The organism is Pseudomonas sp. SYWMCR5 (assembly GCF_057197165.1).
Genome location: NZ_JBXUNH010000005.1, coordinates 209,159 through 230,086, shown reverse-complemented (window position 1 = coordinate 230,086; position 20,928 = coordinate 209,159). Strand labels below are relative to the sequence as shown.

Genomic DNA, 20,928 nt, shown 5'->3' with positions numbered 1-20,928 from the left:
CAACGAATAAGAAAACCGCAAAAAACCCAACAAACAAATCGAAAAAGTCGATTTATCAGCGTTTCGCAACCCGCTCCAAGGCGCTGCGCTCACGGTTGAATGCCAGGAAGTACTTGTTGACGCTGTTGACGAAGTTCACCGGCCCCATCCCCACCTGCTCCATGGCGATGCGCTCGGTCTGGAAAAACCACTGGTTGCCGTTGAGGCCGCGGCGACGGGCCTCGGCGCGCATGGCCTGGACACGCTCCGGACCGAGGTTGTAGGCGGCGAGAATGAAGGCCATGCGCTCACGCTCATTGAGCTGCGGGCTGGAAAAGAACTTGCGCCGGATCAACGCGAGGTAGCGCGCGCTGGCCTGAACATTGCCATCGACCGTGGCGGTATTGCTCACGCCCACCCGTTGCGCGGCGGCCGGGGTGATCTGCATCAGCCCATGGGCGCCCCCTGTGCCGCGAGCCTTGGGATCGAACGTCGACTCCTTGAACGCCAAGGCCGCCAGATTGAGCCAGTCGATCTGCTGGTCGGCGCCGTGCTTCTGCAACACCGCGCGCAGCGACTCCAGGCGCTGGCGGTCCTGGCGAGCCAACGGATTGTGCACGCGGTACTGGCGTCGATAGATGCGCTCGAAGGCTGCATCCTGGTTGTCCGGCGCACGGTAAACGGCGAGGAAGCGGTCCACGCTGGCCAGCAACTGCTCGGCATCCCTGCGCACATACCAGCGCATGGCCTGAGGCTGGCTCAGGCGCAACTGGGTGTCCAGGCGCAGCTTGGGCATCACCCGCGCCCAGCGTTGGGCGATGGGGCGCTCCACCACGGTCAGGTGATAGATGCCGGCCTGGACCATCTCCAGTACATCCTCGACGGCCAGGGTGGGGTCGACCCACTCGATCTTCACCAGCGGGCGCTTGCGCAGGGCCAGCTGCTGGTTGATCTGCTCGATCACCGCACCGGCAGCGCTGGCGGTAGTCAGCGCGATGGTGCGCCCGGACAGTTGCTCGACCCGGCTGAAGGCCCGTTCGCCCTTGCGCCCGACCAGCAGCAACGGCACCTGGTCAAGCACCGGTGCACTGACACCGACACCCTGCACCAGCCCCGCATCAAGCAATTCGCCGGGCGCGGCAAGGTCGCCTTCACCGCGCTGCAGGGCACCTATCAGTTGTTCCTTGGCGCGCGGGATGATCTGCAGCGTGATTTCCTGACCATCCGCGACCCGCGCATTGAGAAAATGCTCCAGCGCGCGCAGGCGATAGTATTCGATACCTACCGGTTCGCCCTTGACCTCGCCTGAGCTGTTGCGACTCTGGTTGACCAGCACCCGCAACACCTTGCTCGCACGAATCTGCGCAAGGTCACGACTCTGGCTGCTCGGCACATGCTGCAATGGGCCGGCTTCGCGGGCGATGGCAGGCTCAGCGGCGATCAGCCCGAGCAACAGCAAGGTCGTCAGCAGGGTTCGCAGCATGAAAAGGGTCCAGGAGCGGTTGGCGGAAACCATGCGCCGAGCGCTGCGCATGACAAATGACGGCAAGAGACCATGGCAAACGTTTGAAGTTCTTGGATTTTTTGCGAACTTGCAGATTTTGCTATGCTGGCCGCCCCGCGGCACGAGGTAGCACCATGCAACTGATCGATATCGGCGTCAACCTGACCAACAGCAGCTTTCACGACCAGCAGGCGGCGATCGTCGAACGCGCCCTGGCCGCCGGCGTGGCGCAGATGGTGGTGACCGGCACCAGCCTAGCCGTCAGCGAAGAGGCCCTGGCGCTGTGCCAGCGCCTGGATGAGGCCGGCAAACACCTGTTCAGCACAGCCGGTGTCCACCCTCACGATGCCAGCCATTGGGAAAGTGCCAGCGAACGCACACTGCGCGATCTGCTGGCCCAGCCGCGGGTGCTCGCCGTAGGTGAATGCGGGCTGGACTTCAACCGAGACTTCTCCCCGCGCCCACAGCAGGAACAAGCCCTGGAGGCGCAACTGGCCCTGGCTGTCGAACTGCAGTTGCCGGTCTTCCTGCATGAGCGCGATGCCAGCGAGCGGTTATTGGCAATCCTCAAGCACTACCGCGACCAGTTGCCAGCGGCCGTGGTGCACTGCTTCACCGGCGAGCGCCAGGCGCTGTTCGCCTACCTCGACCTGGACCTGCACATCGGCATCACCGGCTGGATCTGCGACGAGCGACGTGGGACGCACCTGCATCCGCTGGTAGGCAATATTCCCGAAGGCCGGCTGATGCTCGAAAGCGATGCGCCCTACCTGCTGCCGCGCAGCCTGCGGCCAAAACCGAAGAGCGGACGCAACGAACCGGCGTTCCTGCCTGAAGTACTGCGTGAAGTCGCCTTGCATCGGGGCGAAAGCCTCGAACACTGTGCCCGGCACACCACGGCGACAGCCAAGGATTTCTTCAAGCTCCCTTGACGCATGTCATGAAGGCTTCGCGCGCGAGCGGACACAATGATGGCACCTTGCCAATAATGTTTCCGCTCAACTCAGAGAAGACCTACCATGGGTGCCTGGCTTAGCAATATTTCCCTGAAGTACAAGTTCTGGGCCGTCAATGCAGTGGCCTTCGTAACCACCTTGCTGCTGGTGCTCTACGCGGTGTACCTGGAGCAGCAGGCTCGCGCCGAGTCGGCCCAGGCGCAAGCCGTCGCCCAGGCCGAACTGCTGGCCGCCTGGCCAGCTGCACAACCCCTTCCCCAACTGCCACAAATGATCCGTTGGCAGGATGGCCAGACCCCGAGCTTTGCCGGCGAGCCCCTCGAGGCCCTGCGTGACGGCCAAGGCTGGGTCGCGTTGCCCGCCGCGTGGCTGCTTGGCGACAATCCGTTGCGCGGTGCCCAGGTGCTGCGCCAGAGCAGTCAGCACATTGCCGTGCTGGCAGCATCGCCAAGCCTGCGTCAGGTATTCATCGACCGCTTCAGCAACTACGCGGTGTGCGTGCTGATTCTCATGCTGGCGATGCTTTGCGCTTCGCAGCTGCTGATCCGTTTCCTGCTCAGCCAGCTCAACACCCTCAAGGACGTGATGCTGCACGTGGAAAGAACCGGCGACCTGTCGGCTCGCGTGCCGCTGGCCTGCGGCGACGAAGTGGGCCAGATGGCCGGGGCCTTCAACGCCATGCAGACGACCTACCACCGCGTGGTCAGCACCGTGGCCGACACTGCTGCCCAACTGGACTCGGGCGCGGCGCGCCTGGCGGCGAGCATGGATGATGTGCGCCACGGCATGATCGGCCAGCAGAGCGAAACCGACCAGGCGGCGACGGCGATCAACGAAATGTCCGCCACCGTGCACCATATCGCCCAGCATGCCGGCGCTACCCGCGACCTGTCGCAAAGCGCCGACAGCCTCGCCGGCAGCGGCCAGGAGGTGGTCAGCCGGGTACAGGACTCGATCGCCGGGCTGTCCAGCGGCGTGCAGCAGACGGCCGAAATGATTCGCCAACTGGCGGACGACAGCCAGAAGATCAACAGCGTGGTCAGCGTGATCCACAGCATCGCCGAACAGACCAACCTGCTGGCCCTCAATGCCGCCATCGAGGCGGCACGCGCCGGCGACCTGGGCCGCGGCTTCGCGGTGGTGGCCGACGAAGTACGCAACCTGGCCAAGCGCGTGCAGAACTCCACCAACGAAATCACCACCATGGTGTCCGCACTTCAGGCAGGCACCCGTGATGCCGTGGAGTACATGCAGGAGAGCTCCTATAAAGCCGACGATTGCGTCAAACAGGCCCGCGAAGCCGGGGACGCACTGGCCGAGATCACCCGCGCGGTGGCGCAGATGCGCGAGAGCAATACACAGATCGCCGTGGCCGCCGAGCAGCAGAGCCAGGTCGCCGAGGAGATGAATCGGGCAGTGGTGAGCATCCGCGACGTCACCGAAGAAACCGTACAGCAGACCGTCGGATCGGCCACTACCAGCAACGCGCTGGCGACCCTCGCCGGCGAGCTGAACAAAGCCATTGGCCAGCTCAAGCTATAGTCCCAATAAACAGCCTCGATTGGCCCCCTGCGGGGGGCCGCACTAAGCTTTGGACATGACCAAGGGGAATCGTCCATGAGCAAACGTCTGCCGAATCTGCCCGCCTGGCAATGGCGCGGCTACCACCATAATCACCGGCACCCGACCAACCTGGTGCTGCACCTGATTGCCGTACCGCTCTTCATCCTTGGTGCCTTGCTGGTGCTTTCAGGCCTGTTCTCGCTCGACATCACCCAGCTTGCCGTAGGCGTGATCGCCCTGATCGCAGGGCTTGGCATGCAGCGCCAGGGCCATCGCCTGGAGGCCGAGCACCCCGAGCCGTTCAGCGATCGGCAGGACGCCTTGAAACGTCTGCTAACCGAACAGTTCATCACCTTCCCACGTTTCGTCCTGAGCGGTGGCTGGTGGCGTGCCTGGCGCGAGCGCCACAAGCATCGGCCCTGAACACGCGACAGGGCTCAGGCGAACACCGTCACCGTCTGCCGGCTCAAGGCCAACAAGCGGCCGTCCGCCGACCACAAGCGGGCTGCGGCATGCCCATAACCATCACGGGCGTGCTCGGTCTCTACACAGTACTGGTACCAGTCCTGTGTGGTCAGCTCAGGCAATGGCTGGACGAACTCGATGGTCCAGGTCAGGGTGCTGCCTGCGGCAGGCTGCTTTAGATAAGGCATCAGGCTCGGCGGCCAGGCATCGACCAGCGCCAGCAGGTGCGACACTTCGAGCGGCGCCTTCGGCAGGTCGCGCAGGCGCACCCAGCCACCCATCTGGCGCGATGCGTTGCCGGAGAACGGTAGCCCCCCAATCGCCCAGCGCAGTGCTACCTTGCGCATGAACTCAGGCATGACGCCCTTGATGTAGGGCAGCTCCGGCGCCGAGTCCTCCAGAGCCTTGAACGGTGGCGCTGGCTCAGCCGGCACCTCAACCACCGACGAGCGCCCAGCACCGAAGTTGCCCTGCACCAGCGTCACCACCTGCCCATCCTGAATCGCGCGCCCCAGCAGCGTGCTCACTGCCTTGCCCTCACGCAGCACCTCGGCTTCGAAACGAATCGGCACGTCCGGTGCCGCCGGGCCGACGAAACTGATGGCCAACGAACGCACCGGACGTCCGTCGCTGATCTTCTGGCACATCGCCTCATAGACCAGCGCCGCCATCAACCCGCCAAACGAAGCGCGGCCCTGGGCCCAGTCTGCAGGGATACTGACCGCCGCAGGATTGCGGCGCACAGCCTTTAGCAGTTCATCGAAATTCATGGAAGTCCTTGGCCTCTATCGACAACGGGGGTCAAGGCGCATGGTAACCAGCGGGCTGGCGCAGGGCAGCCCGCATATCGGTCATTTACTGGGGTTATCGACGCGACAGAGCCTTGCGCAACGACTCCAAGGTGGCATCGCAGGTGCGCTCGACCTCCTGCAACTCGGTTTCCCAGGCCGCCTTGCACGGCGCCAGGTCGGGATGCTCGCGCAACTGCAGCAACCATTGAACACGATCATGCCAATCGCCCAGGTCCCCTTGCGCCTGCTTGAGCAGCTTCTGAAGCTTCTTCGCCGCGTGGCGCAACTGCGGGTAGGCTTCATCGCCGTAGCGCACCCGCTTGATCAACAGACGCAAGCGATGCCGGTCGTGGGCCGGATCGTCGATGGCCGCTTCCAGCTTGCGCCATTGCTTGCGCAGGCGTTTGTCGATGCGCGTGCCCAAGTCATTCGCAAGGCCTTCGCGTTGCGAAGCACGCAGGAACAGCGGGAACGAATCCAGTATCGCCAGCAGCCGGGTCAACTGCGGGCTGGCAGCCACACTGGCGAACGTCGCCGCCCTGCCCTGCAGGCGCCGCTGCCCGGCCTGCGCATACCCCGCAGAGATCAACTGCGCGGCCAGCACCTCGCGGTCGCGCAAGGGCGTGGTGAGCGTGCCCAGCGATTTCGCGGCATCCTCCAACTGCTCGACACCCGGCAGCTCGCGCAAGGGTCGCAGCAGGCTGCGCAGGCGCCTGACGGTAGTGCGCAGGTCGTGCAAGGCTTCGCTGTCGGTATCGGCGGCCAGGCGTTCCCGGCAGGCCAACAGGCGCACCTGCAGGGCCAGGATCTGAACGACTACATGGTCGAGCATGGCGGGCATGTCAGCCTCCTCCGTCAACGGCCTGCACGGGACTCACGGATATAGAACCGCGCTCGCTCGGCTTTGCTGCTGCACCCCTCGAACGCCTCGAACTGCTGCTGGGTCTTGGCGCCGGTCAGCAGCGACAACGCCTTGGAGTAACTCACGGTACCCGCAAACCCTTCGGCCTTGGCGAGGTCGAGCTCCTTCCAGGCGGCATCCAACTGGGTCGCGCAACTGTCGCGATAGGCCGTCTTGCCCGCACAGCCAGCAAGGGCCAGGGCAATCAGGGGAAGGCAGATCCAGGCTTTCATCAAGTATTACCTCAGGAAGGACAAAACAGTCGCTGTTCGACGGCCGGCAACGTGAAAAGTGCCATGCTCAGCGTAGCCCAGCGCGCAACGACATTGAAGCACGGGCAGCAATGGGTGCATTGTGGGAACACGCGCGAAATGCCTTGGGGGAAAAAGTATGAGCAAGCGTGTCGCACTGGTGCTCGGTTCGGGCGGTGCCCGGGGATATGCGCACATCGGCGTGATCGAGGAGATCGAGCGTCGCGGCTACGAAATCGCCTGCATCGCTGGCTGCTCGATGGGTGCTGTGATTGGTGGCATCTATGCCGCCGGCAAGCTCGACGAGTATCGCCGCTGGATCGAAAGCCTGGATTATCTCGACGTGCTGCGCCTGGTGGATGTGAGCTTTCGCCTGGGCGCCATCCGCGGCGACAAGGTATTTGGGCAAATCCGCAAGATCGTCGGCGAGATCAACATCGAACAATTGCGAATCCCCTATACCGCCGTTGCCACCGACCTGACCAACCAGCAGGAGATCTGGTTCCAGGAAGGCTGCCTGCACCAGGCCATGCGCGCCTCGGCGGCGATCCCCAGCCTGTTCACGCCCGTCATGCAGGGCAACCGCATGCTGGTCGATGGCGGCATTCTCAATCCACTGCCGATCGTCCCAGTGGTGTCCAGCCACTGCGACCTGATCATCGCGGTCAACCTCAACGCCACCAATCAGAAACAGTACCAGTTGCCGGTGATCGAACGCCCGGCGGCGTTCAGGATGCGTTTCGAATCGGTGATCAGTTCGCTGGGGGCACGCATGCCGTTTCGCCGCAAGCCGGCCGAGCAGCTGATGCGTATCGAACAGGAAATCGTCGCCGAACGCATGAGCCAGACAAACCCGTGGCTGAGTGAATCCGCCGACCCGGAAAGCCAGCAACCGGCAGCGGCACCGGAGCGCGAAGGCGCCCCGAAGTCGGCGACCGGTTCGTTCATCATCGATAACGTCGGGCCTGCCTCGCTACTCGACCTGATCAACCAAAGCTTCGAGGTGATGCAGACTTCGCTGGCACAGTACAAGATCGCAGGGTATCCACCGGATGTACTGATCAATGTACCGAAGCGGGTGTGCCGGTTCTTCGAGTTCTACAAGGCGCCGGAGCTGATCGCACTGGGGCGTGAGATTGCCCGGGATACGCTGGACAGTCATGAGGGGGAGCGGCGATAGCGCTCCTGTAGGCGGTAATCTTTTCGCGGGCAAGTCGGGGCGCCGAACTGCCGCTGCGACTTGCCCGCGAAAAAGACACCGCGCTGCCTGGCACGGGCTACGCTCGTGTTCGCGGGCAAGCCCGCTCCCACAGGGGGTGGGCTGGCCTCTAGATTTTGAACAAGACAGTTGCTCCTGCAGAGTAGATGCCGGAAACGAAACAGGCCGCATAAGCGGCCTGTTTCGTTACGACGACAGCACTCAGTAACGGGTGATGTCGGCGCTGGCTTCCAGTTGCTTGCGGAAGGCTGCAAAGTCCTGCTGGCCGGCGCGCGAAGCGAGGTAGCGACGAATCTGCACCTTCTCCTCGTCAGAGGCGGCAGCACCTTCGTTGACACCCTTGAGCTGCAGTACGACCAGGCTGCCGTCACCCAGGACGACACTGCCGTAGACCGGCTTGTCCTTGGACTCAGGCTTGGCCATGCGGAACGCGGCCTGCAGTTCGGCCGGGTCGATGCCTTCCTGGCTGCGGGTCACCGCCTCCTGCACCTTCCACTTCTGCCCTTCGTAGTCGGCGCCCTTGGCGATCGACCCATCACGCAGGCCGGCAATCAGCTTGTCCGCCTTGGCCTTGAGCTCGGCGGTCGCCTTCTCCTTGGCCAAGTGTTCGCTGATGTTCTTCGACACGGCTTCCAGGGCCAGTTGCTCCGGCTTGCGGTGCTCTTTCACACGCAGTACCACCACGGTTTCAGGGTCCAGCTCCAGGGCAGTGCTGTTGGCGCCTTCGTCCATCACCTCTTCACTGAACGCCGCCTGGATCACCGAACGGTTGGCGGTGATGCCCTCGCCGCCTTCACGGCCGAACGGTGCCGAAGTCTGTACCTTCAAGCCCAGCTCCTGCGCAGGTTGCGCCAGGTCGGAGGCTTCGAAGGCCGAGTCTTCCAGTTGCTTGGTGACTTCGACGAACTTCTGCTCGACCTGCTGGGTTTTCAGCTCGTGGGTCAGCTTGTCCTTCAGGCTGGCGAAGGTCGGTACTTCAGGTGCCTCGACACCCAGCAGCTTGATCAGGTGGTAGCCGTACTCGGTGCGAACCGGTGCCGACACCTGGTCCTTGTTCAACTTGTACAGGGCATCCTCGAAGGCCGGGTCATAGACACCCGGACCTGCAAAGCCGAGGTCACCGCCATTGGCCGCCGAGCCCGGGTCTTGGGAGAACTCCTTGGCCAACTTGGCGAAGTCCTCGCCCTTGGACAGGCGCTGCTGAATTTCTTCGATGCGGGCCTTGGCCTGGGCGTCGTCGGTCTTGCCGTTGACTTCGATCAGGATGTGCGCAGCGCGGCGCTGCTCCGCGAGGTTGGCGATTTCCTTTTCGTACAGCGCCTTGAGCTCGTCTTCGTTGACCGAAACCTGGTCGAAGAACGCAGCCTTCTTCAGCTCGATGTAATCGATGACCACCTGATCAGGGGTCATGAATTCCTTGGCGTGCTGGTCGTAATGGGCCTTGACCTCTTCATCGCTCACCTTGACCGCAGCCGGGTTGGCCTTGAAGGTCAGCGAAGCGAAATCGCGGGTCTGGTTCTCCAGACGGGCGAAGGCGTCGACTTGCTTGTCGGTAACGAAGCTGCTGCCTGCCAGGCCGGTACGCAGCTGGCCGATGAGCATTTCCTGGGCGAGCATTTCACGGAACTGCATGCGACCGTAGCCCATCTGGCGGATGACGGCGTCAAAGCGCTCGGCGCTGAACTTGCCATCGACCTGGAACTCAGGCGTCTGCAGGATCAACTGATCCAGTGCAGCTTCGGAGAAAGCGAACTTGGCGTCTTCGGCGCCCTGCAACAGCAGCTTGCGATCGATCAGCCCCTTGAGCGCGGCTTCACGCAGCATCTTCTCGTCCAGCATCGCCGGATCGAAATCCTTGCCCAACTGTTGCATCAGCTGGCGGCGCTGCATGTCGACGGCCTGGCTCAGCTCGTTCTGGCTGATGGTCTGGCCATTGACCTTGGCGGCATCCTGGCTGTGGCTGGCGGCCTGGAAGATGGCCTCGAAACCGGTCAGTGCCATCAGCACGACGATGAGGCCAATGATGGTCTTGGCAATCCAACCCTGTGAATTGTCCCTGATATTCTGCAGCATGCGTCCCCCAGAAACGGTCGTACCACTGCATCGACAACCGCGGAGAGTGGGTAGAATCCTGATAAAAGAAAGGCGCATCCGAGGATGCGCCTTTTCTTAGCAAACGTGGCAGGCGGGAACGTTTGCGGCCCCCGCCGCTACGTGCTCGGACCTGGCCAGGCCGGGTCCGGCTGAAAGAGACGACTTAGTTGACGGCGTCTTTCAGGCCTTTGCCAGCTTTGAAGCCTGGAACCTTGGCAGCAGCGATCTTGATCGCCTTGCCGGTTTGTGGGTTACGGCCGGTGCGCTCAGCGCGCTCCTTGACGGAGAAGGTACCAAAGCCAACCAGAACGACGTCGTCGCCTGCTTTCAGGGCACCGGTTACGGAGTCAATTACTGCGTCCAGCGCGCGGCCGGCTACAGCTTTCGGGATGTCAGCAGAAGCGGCGATAGCGTCAATCAGTTCCGACTTGTTCACTCTAAGTCCCCTTATTTCTCTATTGAGTTTGTTTCTAAGTATGTAATGAAAAGCTTATGAAACGATCATTGGGTGGCCTGTTGACACTGGCGTGCCGCTTTATAGCAAGGCCCCGAAAAAGCTGTCAACCAAAGGCCCCAATGAGATACGAACTAGTGCGTGCTAATTCTTTCCTTAGCATCGCTGTCGCGCTTCTCTTCTTTCGCGACAATCTCCGGAGCCACATCTGGCAAGGGCTCCGGGGCGTATTGCAGCGCAATTTGCAGGACCTCGTCAATCCATTTAACCGGTTTGATTTGCAGATCCTGTTTTATATTTTCAGGAATCTCCTTCAGATCACGCACATTTTCCTCGGGAATGATGACTGTCTTGATCCCGCCGCGGTGCGCCGCAAGCAGTTTTTCCTTCAGCCCACCGATGGCAAGCACCTGGCCGCGCAGGGTGATTTCACCGGTCATCGCCACGTCGGCACGCACCGGAATCTGGGTCAGCGCCGAGACCAGTGCAGTGCACATGCCGATACCGGCACTCGGGCCATCCTTGGGCGTAGCGCCCTCAGGCATGTGGATGTGCACGTCGTGCTTCTCGTGGAAATCGGCAGCGATGCCCAGGCTGCGGGCGCGGCTGCGTACCACGGTCTGCGCGGCGGTGATCGATTCGACCATGACATCGCCGAGCGAGCCGGTCTTGATCAACTGCCCCTTGCCCGGAATCACCACCGCCTCGATGGTCAGCAGCTCACCGCCGACCTGGGTCCAGGCAAGGCCTGTGACCTGGCCGATCTGGTCCTGGGTTTCGGCCAGACCATAACGGAACTTGCGCACACCCAGCAGGTGTTCGAGCTGCTCGCCGGTGACCTTGACCTTCACCTGCTTGTTGCCGGCATGCTCCTTGACCACCTTGCGGCAGACCTTGGCAATCTGGCGCTCCAGGCCACGCACACCGGCCTCTCGAGTGTAATAGCGGATGATGTCGCGGATCGCGGCGACATCGACTTCCAGCTCTTCCTTCTTAAGGCCGTTGGCCTTGACCTGCTTGGGCACCAGGTACTTGACCGCAATGTTGACCTTCTCGTCCTCGGTGTAGCCTGGCAGACGAATGATCTCCATCCGGTCCAGCAACGCTGGCGGGATGTTCATCGAGTTGGAGGTGCACAGGAACATCACGTCCGAGAGGTCGTAGTCGACTTCCAGGTAGTGATCGTTGAAGTTGTGGTTCTGCTCGGGGTCGAGCACTTCCAGCAGTGCCGAGGCGGGATCGCCGCGCATGTCACTGCCCATCTTGTCGATTTCGTCGAGCAGGAACAGCGGGTTGCGCACCCCGACCTTGGTCATCTTCTGGATCAGACGCCCCGGCATCGAGCCGATGTAGGTACGGCGGTGGCCACGGATCTCGGCCTCGTCACGCACACCGCCCAATGCCATGCGCACGAACTTGCGGTTGGTGGCGGAGGCGATCGACTCGGCCAGCGACGTCTTGCCCACGCCGGGCGGACCGACCAGGCACAGCACGGGGCCGCGGATCTTCTTCACGCGCTTCTGGACTGCGAGGTACTCGAGGATACGCTCCTTCACCTCTTCCAGGCCGTAGTGGTCGGAATCGAGGATCTCCTCGGCCTTGGCCAGGTCCAGACGCACCTTGCTCTGGGCTTTCCAGGGCACCTGCACCAGCCAGTCGAGGTAAGAGCGTACCACCGTGGCCTCGGCGGACATCGGCGACATCTGCTTGAGCTTGTTCAGCTCGGCCTGGGCCTTGGTGAGGGCATCCTTGGGCAGGCCAGCGGCATCGATACGCTTTTTCAGCTCTTCGACTTCGTTGTGGCCTTCATCACCATCACCGAGCTCCTTCTGAATGGCCTTCATCTGCTCATTCAGGTAGTACTCGCGCTGGCTGCGCTCCATCTGCTTCTTGACCCGGCCACGGATGCGTTTCTCGACCTGCAGCAGGTCGATTTCGGCGTCCAGCAGCGCCAGCACGTGCTCGACACGGGCCGACAGGTCGATGATCTCGAGGATTTCCTGCTTCTGTTCGATCTTCAGCGCCATGTGCGCGGCCATGGTATCGACCAGGCGCCCCGGCTCTTCGATGCTGTTGAGCGAGGACAGCACTTCGGCAGGCACTTTCTTGCCCAGCTGAACGTACTGTTCGAACTGCGACAGCAGGCTGCGCACGAACACTTCGGACTCGCGCTCAGCCGCCTCGACCTCGTCGATCAGGCTGACTTCGGCGCGAACGTGGCCTTCGACCTCGGTGAAGCGCTCGACCGCACCGCGCTGCTCGCCTTCGACCAGCACCTTGACGGTGCCATCAGGCAGCTTGAGCAGTTGCAGGACGGTAGCAATGGTGCCGACGCGATACAGGGCATCTTCGCCCGGATCGTCGTCGGCCGGGTTCTTCTGGGCCAGCAGGAGGATCTGCTTTTCGCCCGTCATCGCGGCCTCTAGGGCTTCGATGGACTTCTCGCGTCCCACGAACAGCGGGATAACCATGTGCGGATAAACGACGACATCGCGCAATGGCAAAAGAGGCAAGTCGAGGGTGGTCTTCATGATTTCGCCTCTACAGCGGCCTTGGGGCCGGAAACCGGTGGAAATAGTGCTTGGAGCTAATGTGGGGGCAGGTCCGCAAAAATACAAGCCGCTGGCGCCAGAAAAGCAGAAAGGGGCCCATGGGCCCCTTTCTGTTTCAGCGTGTCAGGCGTGCGACTCAGGCGTCAGGCACGGCCTTGGCTTGCGGCTCGCTGTTCTCGTAGATCAGCAGCGGCTGCGAAGTACCGTCGATAACGCTCTCGTCGATCACCACCTTGCTGACATCCTTCTGCGAAGGAATCTCGTACATGGTGTCGAGCAGCACGCCTTCGAGGATCGAACGCAGGCCACGGGCGCCGGTCTTGCGCTCCAGAGCCTTGCGAGCAACGGCCTTGAGGGCGTCGCTGCGGAACTCGAGGTCCACGCTTTCCATCTCGAACAGCTTGGCGTATTGCTTGGTCAGGGCGTTCTTCGGCTCGGTGAGAATCTGCATCAAGGCAGCTTCGTCCAGCTCGTCGAGCGTGGCCAGAACCGGCAAGCGACCGACGAATTCCGGAATCAGGCCAAACTTGACCAGATCGTCCGGCTCGACTTCGCGCAGCGACTCACCCACCTTCTTGCCTTCCTGCTTGCTGCGCACTTGCGCGCCGAATCCGATACCACCTTTGGTGGAGCGGTTCTGGATGACCTTCTCGAGACCCGAGAATGCGCCACCGCAGATGAACAGGATGTTACGCGTGTCGACCTGCAGGAACTCCTGCTGCGGGTGCTTGCGGCCACCCTGGGGCGGCACGGAGGCCACGGTGCCCTCGATCAGCTTCAGCAATGCCTGCTGCACGCCTTCGCCCGAAACGTCACGGGTGATGGACGGGTTGTCCGACTTGCGCGAGATCTTGTCGATCTCGTCGATGTAGACGATGCCCATCTGGGCCTTTTCCACATCGTAGTCGCACTTCTGCAACAGCTTCTGGATGATGTTCTCTACGTCCTCACCCACATAACCGGCTTCGGTCAGGGTGGTGGCGTCGGCAATGGTGAACGGCACGTTCAACAGGCGCGCAAGGGTTTCGGCGAGCAGGGTCTTGCCCGAGCCGGTAGGCCCGATCAGGAGGATGTTGCTCTTGCCGAGTTCGACCTCGTCGCCCTTCTTGTCACGCTGGTTCAGGCGCTTGTAGTGGTTGTACACCGCTACGGCAAGCACCTTCTTGGCGCGCTCCTGACCAATGACGTACTGGTCCAGGATGCCGCTGATTTCTTTCGGCGAAGGTAGTTTGTGCGCGTTGCTCTCGGCCTGGGCTTCCTGCACCTCCTCTCGGATGATGTCGTTGCACAGGTCGACGCACTCGTCGCAGATAAATACCGAGGGCCCGGCAATCAATTTGCGCACTTCGTGCTGGCTTTTGCCGCAGAAGGAGCAATAGAGCAATTTGCCGTTGTCCTCGCCGTTACGGGTGTCAGTCATTCGATCGATCCAATCCGGTAGGCTTGCAACACAAGATGAAGGCAATTGCGGGCTTTTTCAAGTCCGCAGGCGGGCCCTTTCGGCGCCCGCCCGCTCTGGCGCCTGGGCTCAGGATACCAGTTGCCGCTTGTCGTAGACCGAGTCGACCAGGCCGTACTCGGCCGCGCGCGAGGCGCTCATGAAGTTGTCACGCTCGGTGTCGCGCTTGATGGTCTCGAGGTCCTGGCCGGTGTGGAAGGCCAGCAGCTCGTTCAGGCGCGCCTTGATGCTGAGGATTTCCTGGGCGTGGATCTCGATGTCGGTCGCCTGGCCCTGGAAGCCGCCCAGCGGCTGGTGAATCATCACGCGCGAGTTCGGCAGGCAGTGACGCTTGCCTGCCGCACCAGCGGCCAGCAGGAAGGCGCCCATGCTGCAGGCCTGGCCGATGCAGATCGTGGAGACGTCCGGCTTGATGAACTGCATGGTGTCGTAGATCGACATGCCTGCGGTGACCGAGCCACCCGGCGAGTTGATGTACAGATGGATATCCTTGTCCGGGTTTTCCGCTTCAAGGAACAGCAGCTGCGCCACAACCAGGTTGGCCATGTAGTCCTCTACAGGACCCACCAGGAAGATCACACGCTCCTTCAACAGGCGCGAGTAGATGTCGTAGGCACGTTCGCCACGGGCGGACTGCTCGATAACCATCGGGACCAGACCGCCTGCGGCCTGGATGTCAGAGCTCTGCTGAATATAAGAATTGCGGGACATGTCCTGCACTCACTCCCAAATAGTCATGGCTTTAATAACGCACAAGCCAGCCCGAAGGCTGGCTTGTGGGGTTTCCTACGAGAGTAGCAAATCACTCAGCTTCGGCAGGAGCCTGTGCTGGCTTGACAGCCTCTTCGTACGAGACCGACTTGTCGGTCACAGTCGCTTTCTGCAGGACAGTATCTACAACTTGCTCTTCCAGCACAACCGAACGGACTTCGTTCAGTTGCTGGTCGTTCTTGTAGTACCAGTTGATGACCTGCTCAGGCTCCTGGTAAGCGGAAGCCATTTCCTCGATCATCTCGCGAACCTTGGCGTCGTCCGGCTTCAGTTCGAACTGCTTGACCACCTCGGCGACGATCAGGCCCAGAACCACGCGGCGCTTGGCTTGCTCTTCGAACAGCTCGGCCGGCAGTTGCTCAGGCTTGATGTTGCCACCGAACTGCTGGACAGCCTGCACGCGCAGACGGTTGACCTCGTTTTCCAGCAGGGCTTTCGGCACGTCGACCGGGTTGGCGGCCAGCAGACCGTCCATGACCTGGTTCTTGACCTTGGCCTTGATGGCCTGGCGCAGTTCACGCTCCATGTTCTTGCGAACTTCGGTGCGGAAGCCTTCCAGGGTGGTTTCCTTGATGCCGAACTGGGCGAAGAAGGCTTCGTTCAGTTCTGGCAGCACAGGTGCGGAAACGCTGTTGACGGTGATGGTGAACTCGGCGGCCTTGTTGGCCAGGTCCAGGTTCTGGTAGTCCTCGGGGAAGGTCACGTTGACAACGCGCTCTTCGCCGGCCTTGGCGCCAACCAGGCCATCTTCGAAGCCTGGGATCATGCGGCCGGAACCCAGCACCAGCTGGGTGCCCTTGGCCGAACCACCGGCGAAGGCCTCACCGTCGATCTTGCCGACGAAGTCGATGTTGACCTGGTCGTCTTTCTCGGCGGCACGCTCGACGGCTTCGAAACGGACGTTCTGCTTGCGCAGCACTTCCAGCATGTTGTCCAGGTCGGCGTCAGCGACGTCGGCGCTCAGGCGCTCGACGTTGATCGACTCGAAGCCGGCAACGGTGAATTCAGGGAAGACTTCGAAGATGGCGACGAACTCGAGGTCCTTGCCTTTCTCGAACGACTTGGGCTCCACAGCCGGGGCGCCAGCCGGGTTCAGCTTCTGCTCGACCACAGCTTCATAGAAGGAGGCCTGGACCAGGTCACCGAAGGCTTCCTGGCGGGCAGCGTCTTCGTAACGCTGACGAATAACGCTCATTGGCACCTTGCCTGGACGGAAGCCCGGGACCTTGGCGCGACGGGCAGTCTGTTGCAGACGCTTGTTGACTTCGTTCTCGACGCGCTCGGCCGGAACGGCGATGGTCATGCGGCGCTCGAGAGCGGAAGTGTTTTCAACAGAAACTTGCATGGATATTCCTCGTTGCACAGACGTTAGCCGGCGATAGCCCGACTCCAGAATCAAGGGCGAATATTCTAGTGACTCACGCACCAGAAGTCACCCCACTCGGGACGACGGACAACCACGCCGGTCGATTTCGTTTACAGGCCGGCGCAAAAATGCGTCAGGCCTCGTTACTCAAGGGCTGCGCACCACTTTGGAGGGCGCACGCCGAAAAAACTTGTCAAACAGTTACAGCTGCAGAGCCGGCCCGTTACTGCGGGTCGATTTCATTGAACTGGCAATACTCTTCCCACGACATGCCCAGCGCCTCGGCCACCTCGCGGTGAGTCTCCAGGCGCATGGCCTGCAATTGCTCCGGGCTTTCGGCGATCAACTGCAGGGCCAGTTCCCAGGGCTCGACACCCTGCTCTTGCGCCGCATCCTCGAACGCCCACTCGACTTGCTGAGCCTGCTCGCGCGCGTCAAGCTCGTGGATCTCCTCGAGCAATTGCGGGTTGGCCTCGCGAAATCGCTGCAGCGCCAACGCCTGGCGCGCTTCTTTGGCAATCATCGGTATTTCCCCTGCCGGTCACCGACCGGTGTTTCAACCGGCTGAAATCTATCAGCTTTTATAGCGTTGCCACCAGAGGGCAAGCCCCTCAATCCTTCAGGCCGACAGGCGCACACGCCAGCGGCCGCTGCCGCCAGCTCGACCAGGCCTGCTGCCAGCCCTGCTCATGGGTCACGCCTGGCAGGGAAACCAGCTCAAGACAACGTGCCACTCCCAATTGCCGCGCATAAAACGCTGCAACGCCAGCAGGCACCTGACGATCCTCTGCACCCAGCAGATGGCGCTGGGGAATACGCGCCAGACGCTCCCGATACTGCAAAGGTTCGAGCGACCCTTCCAGCGGCGTCAGCTCACGCATTCGCACCCATTCAGCCGGACTCAGATTGCCGGCCAGAGTCTGGACCTGCCACACATCCTCACGCCGCCCCGCCAGCAACAAGGCAAGCGCGCCACCACCGGAATAGCCCACCAACTCGAAGCCTTGATTGCCATAACGTGCCCTCAGTTGGTCGAGCGCCTGACCAAGACTGTCCAGCACTTCGGGGGAAAACCGCCGCCCCGCCCACAGCGTCGGCGTGCAACCGGACGCCTGAACGAACTGGCAAGGCCGCGCTATATATAAGGAAGGTGTCGGATCCTGCATGGCCAGGTCGACCACCAGAGTCTGCCGCGGCGTAGGGTCCAGACTCGGCTGCGAGGGCGTGACCCAGGCATGGCCGTCACCCTCCAGATAAAGCCGTAGCACGTTGGCTGCGGGCATCCGCGCGGGCGCCACGACCAGCAACGGAAAGCTTTCCAGCGCCAGCACCTGTACCTCACGACCGTACTCGGCAGCCCTGTGCTCCAGCGCTTCGCGCGGCGACTGGCATGCTGCGAGCACAAGAGCACCCACAACAGCCAGTACACCCCTTCCCCACATCGAAATCAGACGAAGCTGAGGTTGTGACGCTGGGCACCATATACCACGCGCGCGGCGGTAATCAGCTGGTGAGGGATCTCGACGTAAGGGACGTCGGAGTTGCTCAGCGCCATGTCGAACAATTGCACCAGCACGGAATTGCGGCGCACCAGGATCACATCAGACCAATCGGTGTTGGTCATGGCCACCGGAATGAAGTCCGAACGCTTCATGAAGCTGCCCAGCGCCTCCAGCACGCCCAGGTTCTGCTTGGTGCCATTGGCACTGAAGCAGCAGTCGTTGAGCATCATGATGCCGTCCGGGCCGAGCAGCTCCTGGTAGTACATCATGTCGCGCAGGACGTACTCGTACTGGTGGTTGGCATCCACGTAGACGAAATCGAACTGCTCGATGCCGGTCTGCTCGCGGATCTTGTCGATCGCACCGATGGTTTCGGAGCGAATCACCGTGACCTCGGGCATGTCGACGAACTTTGATACACACTCCTGGTACAAGCGGTCCCAGGTCGCATCGTCGTGCAGCGAGCCACCATAGTAGTACTCGTAGTCGTCCACCGGAGAGACCCAAGGCGGCAACTGATCGAATGGACTGTAAGCCTTGTTCGCCTCCTTGCTCCAACTGTCGGCCAGCACCATGCGCTCTGGCGTCAGTGCTGCGCGCAGCTTGAGGGCGTTCTCGCCACGCAGCACACCGAGCTCGACAACCACCGGGCGCTTTTCCAGCGCATTGAAAACCGCGCCAACCACGTAATACAGACTATCCCTATGCGTGCTGCAGACTTTCATGTTCGTTCCTTTTATTCGCGGAATCGCATCAACGCCAAACGCCAAGCAAGAATCCGACCAGCCGCCAACACCGAGGCCCAACCCGCATTAACACTGGACTGGGAGGTGATGCCGAATGATGAACACAAAAAATCCCGCCAGCGAAATGACAGGGATGCGCCAGAATTCCGCTGCCCTGGGAATTTGCCGCAGAAATGAAAAGTGCCGCACAAGGCGGCATTTTCAGGAGATTTTCATGCGTTTGACCGCCTGACGCGCAGCCTCGGCGTGACCATGAAAGGTCGTCGCATCGCCATTCGAGTGCGGCCATGACCAACTACCAGAAAGCCATCACCCTCGACTACAGCCAGATCGGCGAGTCGACTCAGGCCAAGATCAAGCACAAGCTGGCCTTCAAGGCGCCGACCAAGCGCGGCGACCGCAGCGAGAACACCAGCCTTGACACGCCGATGCACGTCAACGCCGATGGCAAGCTCTCCCTGTTCCCCGAAAAGCACGCCAACTCTTTACTTGCGATGAAGCGCCGGTGCACCCGCGCTCCTGATCCCCTATCCCACCCCGCAACCCCAGCGATCGACAAGGAAATAACGCATGACCATCAGCAAAGAAGCCCTGCAGTACATCGGTGACCTGGCCCTGGCTGGCGCTGGCAAGAGCCTCGCAACCAATACCCCGGTCGCCCTGGCACCGGACAGTTCCACCCTCATCGACCTGGAGAAGTACCAAGCCGGTCGCAGCCGCTTCCGTGGCACCTACGCCACCCGCTCCCTGGCCGACTTCGGCGCCTATGTTGTCGAGCGCGCAGCGCCGGACGCCCGCGGCTTCATCGAGCAAGACGCCATGCGCTGCGTTGTGCTGTTCAACATCGGCACACCGGCAACCCCTGGCCATGCCGACGACCGCGCGGTACTCGCTCTGAAGGCGACCGCAGCCTACAGAGCGCTCCAGATGGTGACCGACACCAACCTCAGCCAGGAGCAGCTCAGCAACTGGATCGAGGACTGGAGCCAACACCTGGCCGCAGTGAGCGATGAAGGCGAAAACATGTCGCTGGCCAAGGCCATCGCAGCGGTGCGCACCATCACCGTCAAGGCGCGCTCGGAAAGCGATCACTCGGCCTCCGAGACCAGCGCCAGCCGCAGCGCCTTCGACGCGATCGAGGCCAGCAGCAAGGAAACCCTGCCGGCCTGGCTGCTGGTTCAGCTCACCCCGTATGAAGGCCTGAGCACCCACGAAATCAAGCTGCGCGTCTCGGTGATCACCGGCGGGTCGGCACCGGTGCTGAAACTGCGCTGGGTCGGCGAGGAAACACAGCGAGAGGCGATCGCCCAGGAGTTCAAGGACTACCTGGCAAAGAGCATCCAGGCCTCGGCCAAGCTGGCTCTGGGCACCTTCGACGCGAAGTAATGCAATCAGAGGCCCTGCTCAGCGGGGCCTCGATCCATCCCGCCCCCCCTAATTCTCAGAATCACGCCGCCCAGGCGGGGACCGCCCATGTCTGCGTTTCAGAAAAAGAACCCGCTCCACTTCAAAACCCAGTACGGCCTTGGCTTCGATCCGCAAGACGACGAAATCGTGGTCGACTTCTTCTGCGGTGGCGGCGGCGCCGGCCCCCGCAGTGCAACTACCCGTCGCGCCTGTAGCCATGCGCCGCCAGACCATGAAGTGCAACACCGATCAACCCGATCTGCTCGACCAACTGGATGAGGCCGTCACCGCATGAACGTCACAGCCCTGCACAGCAACCCCGAAACTGACTATCGCGCGGCGATGCAGCAAGCGGCGGTGGCCTTCCTGTTGCGCCACCGCGGCGAACATCTGACCGGTGATGACCAGGTGCTCAACAACTACACCCGTTACCTGCCCCAGTCGCTGGAGGTACCGTCCAGCTCGTGTCGCGCATTGCTGAACTGGCGGTCGCTGAATTCGAAGGGCTGACCACCAAGCGGCTGGCCATTCTCGGCGTCCATCCCGGCAGTGGCCTGTTCCGGCCAGTGCTCTGGATGCTCGACACGCACCAACGAAAAAAGGCAGCCTGAAAGGCTGCCTTTTTTGTGCCGCTGTTCCCAGTTTGTTCCCACCGCGCTCCCGAAAAGAGGGCGCGACATGGTGAAACCCTTTAAAAACAGTAGCTTAGATGGTGCGGACGAAGAGACTCGAACTCTTACAGCTTGCGCCGCTGGAACCTAAATCCAGTGTGTCTACCAATTTCACCACGTCCGCGTGATGCACTTAAAACAAAGGCGCCTGATTATACAATCAAGGCGCCTTTGAAGAATATGGGGTGGACGATGGGAATCGAACCCACGACAACTGGAATCACAATCCAGCGCTCTACCAACTGAGCTACGCCCACCATATTGCGGTGTTACGTTA

The 20,928-nt window shown here is 61.7% G+C and carries 19 protein-coding genes, 2 tRNA genes and 1 pseudogene; 7 read left to right on the top strand and 15 right to left on the bottom strand.

The features are described 5' to 3' along the window. Positions 1-55: 55 nt before the first annotated feature. Entirely contained in the window at positions 56-1,462 is a 1,407-nt protein-coding gene (locus tag AC2CGW_RS15600; RefSeq protein WP_484574264.1) for an MltF family protein, read from the bottom strand. A 155-nt stretch (positions 1,463-1,617) separates the two neighbouring features. On the opposite strand from AC2CGW_RS15600, the gene AC2CGW_RS15595 reads away from it, so the two are divergent. From AC2CGW_RS15595 to AC2CGW_RS15585, 3 genes are all read left to right on the top strand, one after another. Continuing rightward, positions 1,618-2,415 carry a TatD family hydrolase gene (locus tag AC2CGW_RS15595; RefSeq protein ID WP_186669578.1) on the top strand — a complete coding sequence of 266 codons (798 nt, stop codon included), beginning with the start codon at positions 1,618-1,620 and terminating at the stop codon, positions 2,413-2,415. Positions 2,416-2,502: 87 nt separating this feature from the next. Further along, positions 2,503-3,981, top strand: coding sequence for a methyl-accepting chemotaxis protein (locus AC2CGW_RS15590; protein WP_426353163.1), 1,479 nt, complete (start codon positions 2,503-2,505; stop codon positions 3,979-3,981). Between the two features lie 75 nt (positions 3,982-4,056). Beyond that, entirely contained in the window at positions 4,057-4,425 is a 369-nt protein-coding gene (locus AC2CGW_RS15585; RefSeq protein ID WP_484574263.1) for an Mpo1-like protein, read from the top strand. Positions 4,426-4,439: 14 nt separating this feature from the next. Here the strand turns inward: AC2CGW_RS15585 and AC2CGW_RS15580 are convergent, their stop codons facing one another. The 3 genes from AC2CGW_RS15580 to AC2CGW_RS15570 form a co-directional block, all read right to left on the bottom strand. Further along, positions 4,440-5,237 carry an acyl-CoA thioesterase gene (locus AC2CGW_RS15580; RefSeq protein ID WP_411384153.1) on the bottom strand — a complete coding sequence of 266 codons (798 nt, stop codon included), beginning with the start codon at positions 5,235-5,237 and terminating at the stop codon, positions 4,440-4,442. A gap of 94 nt (positions 5,238-5,331) precedes the next feature. Then, on the bottom strand, positions 5,332-6,099 hold the full coding sequence (locus AC2CGW_RS15575) for a CHAD domain-containing protein (RefSeq protein WP_186669583.1): 768 nt from the start codon (positions 6,097-6,099) through the stop codon (positions 5,332-5,334). Positions 6,100-6,113: 14 nt separating this feature from the next. Next, positions 6,114-6,392: a hypothetical protein gene (locus AC2CGW_RS15570; protein ID WP_054892384.1), complete on the bottom strand. Its 279-nt coding sequence runs from the start codon at positions 6,390-6,392 to the stop codon at positions 6,114-6,116. A 157-nt stretch (positions 6,393-6,549) separates the two neighbouring features. Between AC2CGW_RS15570 and AC2CGW_RS15565 the strand changes: the two genes are divergently transcribed. Further along, the gene (locus AC2CGW_RS15565; RefSeq protein WP_411384151.1) at positions 6,550-7,590 is read left to right on the top strand and encodes a patatin-like phospholipase family protein; all 1,041 of its coding nucleotides are present in this window, start codon (positions 6,550-6,552) and stop codon (positions 7,588-7,590) included. 240 nt (positions 7,591-7,830) lie between these two features. Here AC2CGW_RS15565 and AC2CGW_RS15560 read toward each other — a convergent pair whose 3' ends face one another. The 9 genes from AC2CGW_RS15560 to AC2CGW_RS15520 form a co-directional block, all read right to left on the bottom strand. Continuing rightward, complete coding sequence (locus tag AC2CGW_RS15560) at positions 7,831-9,702, bottom strand: SurA N-terminal domain-containing protein (RefSeq protein WP_186669585.1); 1,872 nt, start codon at positions 9,700-9,702, stop codon at positions 7,831-7,833. 184 nt (positions 9,703-9,886) lie between these two features. Beyond that, positions 9,887-10,159, bottom strand: a complete 273-nt coding sequence (hupB, locus tag AC2CGW_RS15555) for a nucleoid-associated protein HU-beta (protein ID WP_054892387.1) — start codon at positions 10,157-10,159, stop codon at positions 9,887-9,889. A 152-nt stretch (positions 10,160-10,311) separates the two neighbouring features. Further along, positions 10,312-12,708 carry an endopeptidase La gene (lon, locus tag AC2CGW_RS15550; RefSeq protein ID WP_426353159.1) on the bottom strand — a complete coding sequence of 799 codons (2,397 nt, stop codon included), beginning with the start codon at positions 12,706-12,708 and terminating at the stop codon, positions 10,312-10,314. A 157-nt stretch (positions 12,709-12,865) separates the two neighbouring features. Further along, positions 12,866-14,149: an ATP-dependent Clp protease ATP-binding subunit ClpX gene (gene clpX, locus AC2CGW_RS15545; RefSeq protein WP_186669587.1), complete on the bottom strand. Its 1,284-nt coding sequence runs from the start codon at positions 14,147-14,149 to the stop codon at positions 12,866-12,868. Between the two features lie 108 nt (positions 14,150-14,257). Beyond that, positions 14,258-14,899, bottom strand: a complete 642-nt coding sequence (gene clpP / locus AC2CGW_RS15540; RefSeq protein ID WP_029613529.1) for an ATP-dependent Clp endopeptidase proteolytic subunit ClpP — start codon at positions 14,897-14,899, stop codon at positions 14,258-14,260. 91 nt (positions 14,900-14,990) lie between these two features. After that, on the bottom strand, positions 14,991-16,304 hold the full coding sequence (gene tig / locus AC2CGW_RS15535; protein ID WP_186669588.1) for a trigger factor: 1,314 nt from the start codon (positions 16,302-16,304) through the stop codon (positions 14,991-14,993). A gap of 244 nt (positions 16,305-16,548) precedes the next feature. After that, complete coding sequence (locus tag AC2CGW_RS15530) at positions 16,549-16,848, bottom strand: DUF6388 family protein (protein WP_186669590.1); 300 nt, start codon at positions 16,846-16,848, stop codon at positions 16,549-16,551. An 88-nt stretch (positions 16,849-16,936) separates the two neighbouring features. Then, positions 16,937-17,728 carry an alpha/beta hydrolase gene (locus tag AC2CGW_RS15525; RefSeq protein ID WP_346655315.1) on the bottom strand — a complete coding sequence of 264 codons (792 nt, stop codon included), beginning with the start codon at positions 17,726-17,728 and terminating at the stop codon, positions 16,937-16,939. A 44-nt stretch (positions 17,729-17,772) separates the two neighbouring features. Beyond that, positions 17,773-18,552 carry a class I SAM-dependent methyltransferase gene (locus AC2CGW_RS15520; protein WP_484574262.1) on the bottom strand — a complete coding sequence of 260 codons (780 nt, stop codon included), beginning with the start codon at positions 18,550-18,552 and terminating at the stop codon, positions 17,773-17,775. A 329-nt stretch (positions 18,553-18,881) separates the two neighbouring features. On the opposite strand from AC2CGW_RS15520, the pseudogene AC2CGW_RS15515 reads away from it, so the two are divergent. From AC2CGW_RS15515 to AC2CGW_RS15505, 3 genes and pseudogenes are all read left to right on the top strand, one after another. Further along, a pseudogene (locus tag AC2CGW_RS15515) lies at positions 18,882-19,096 on the top strand (hypothetical protein); the annotation flags it as partial. Between the two features lie 47 nt (positions 19,097-19,143). Further along, entirely contained in the window at positions 19,144-19,959 is an 816-nt protein-coding gene (locus AC2CGW_RS15510) for a DUF2303 family protein (protein ID WP_426353157.1), read from the top strand. 312 nt (positions 19,960-20,271) lie between these two features. Next, positions 20,272-20,490 carry a hypothetical protein gene (locus AC2CGW_RS15505; protein WP_484574261.1) on the top strand — a complete coding sequence of 73 codons (219 nt, stop codon included), beginning with the start codon at positions 20,272-20,274 and terminating at the stop codon, positions 20,488-20,490. Positions 20,491-20,690: 200 nt separating this feature from the next. Here the strand turns inward: AC2CGW_RS15505 and AC2CGW_RS15500 are convergent. Next, positions 20,691-20,775: transfer RNA gene (locus AC2CGW_RS15500), tRNA-Leu, on the bottom strand. A gap of 57 nt (positions 20,776-20,832) precedes the next feature. Then, positions 20,833-20,908, bottom strand: a tRNA-His gene (locus AC2CGW_RS15495). Positions 20,909-20,928: the final 20 nt, after the last annotated feature.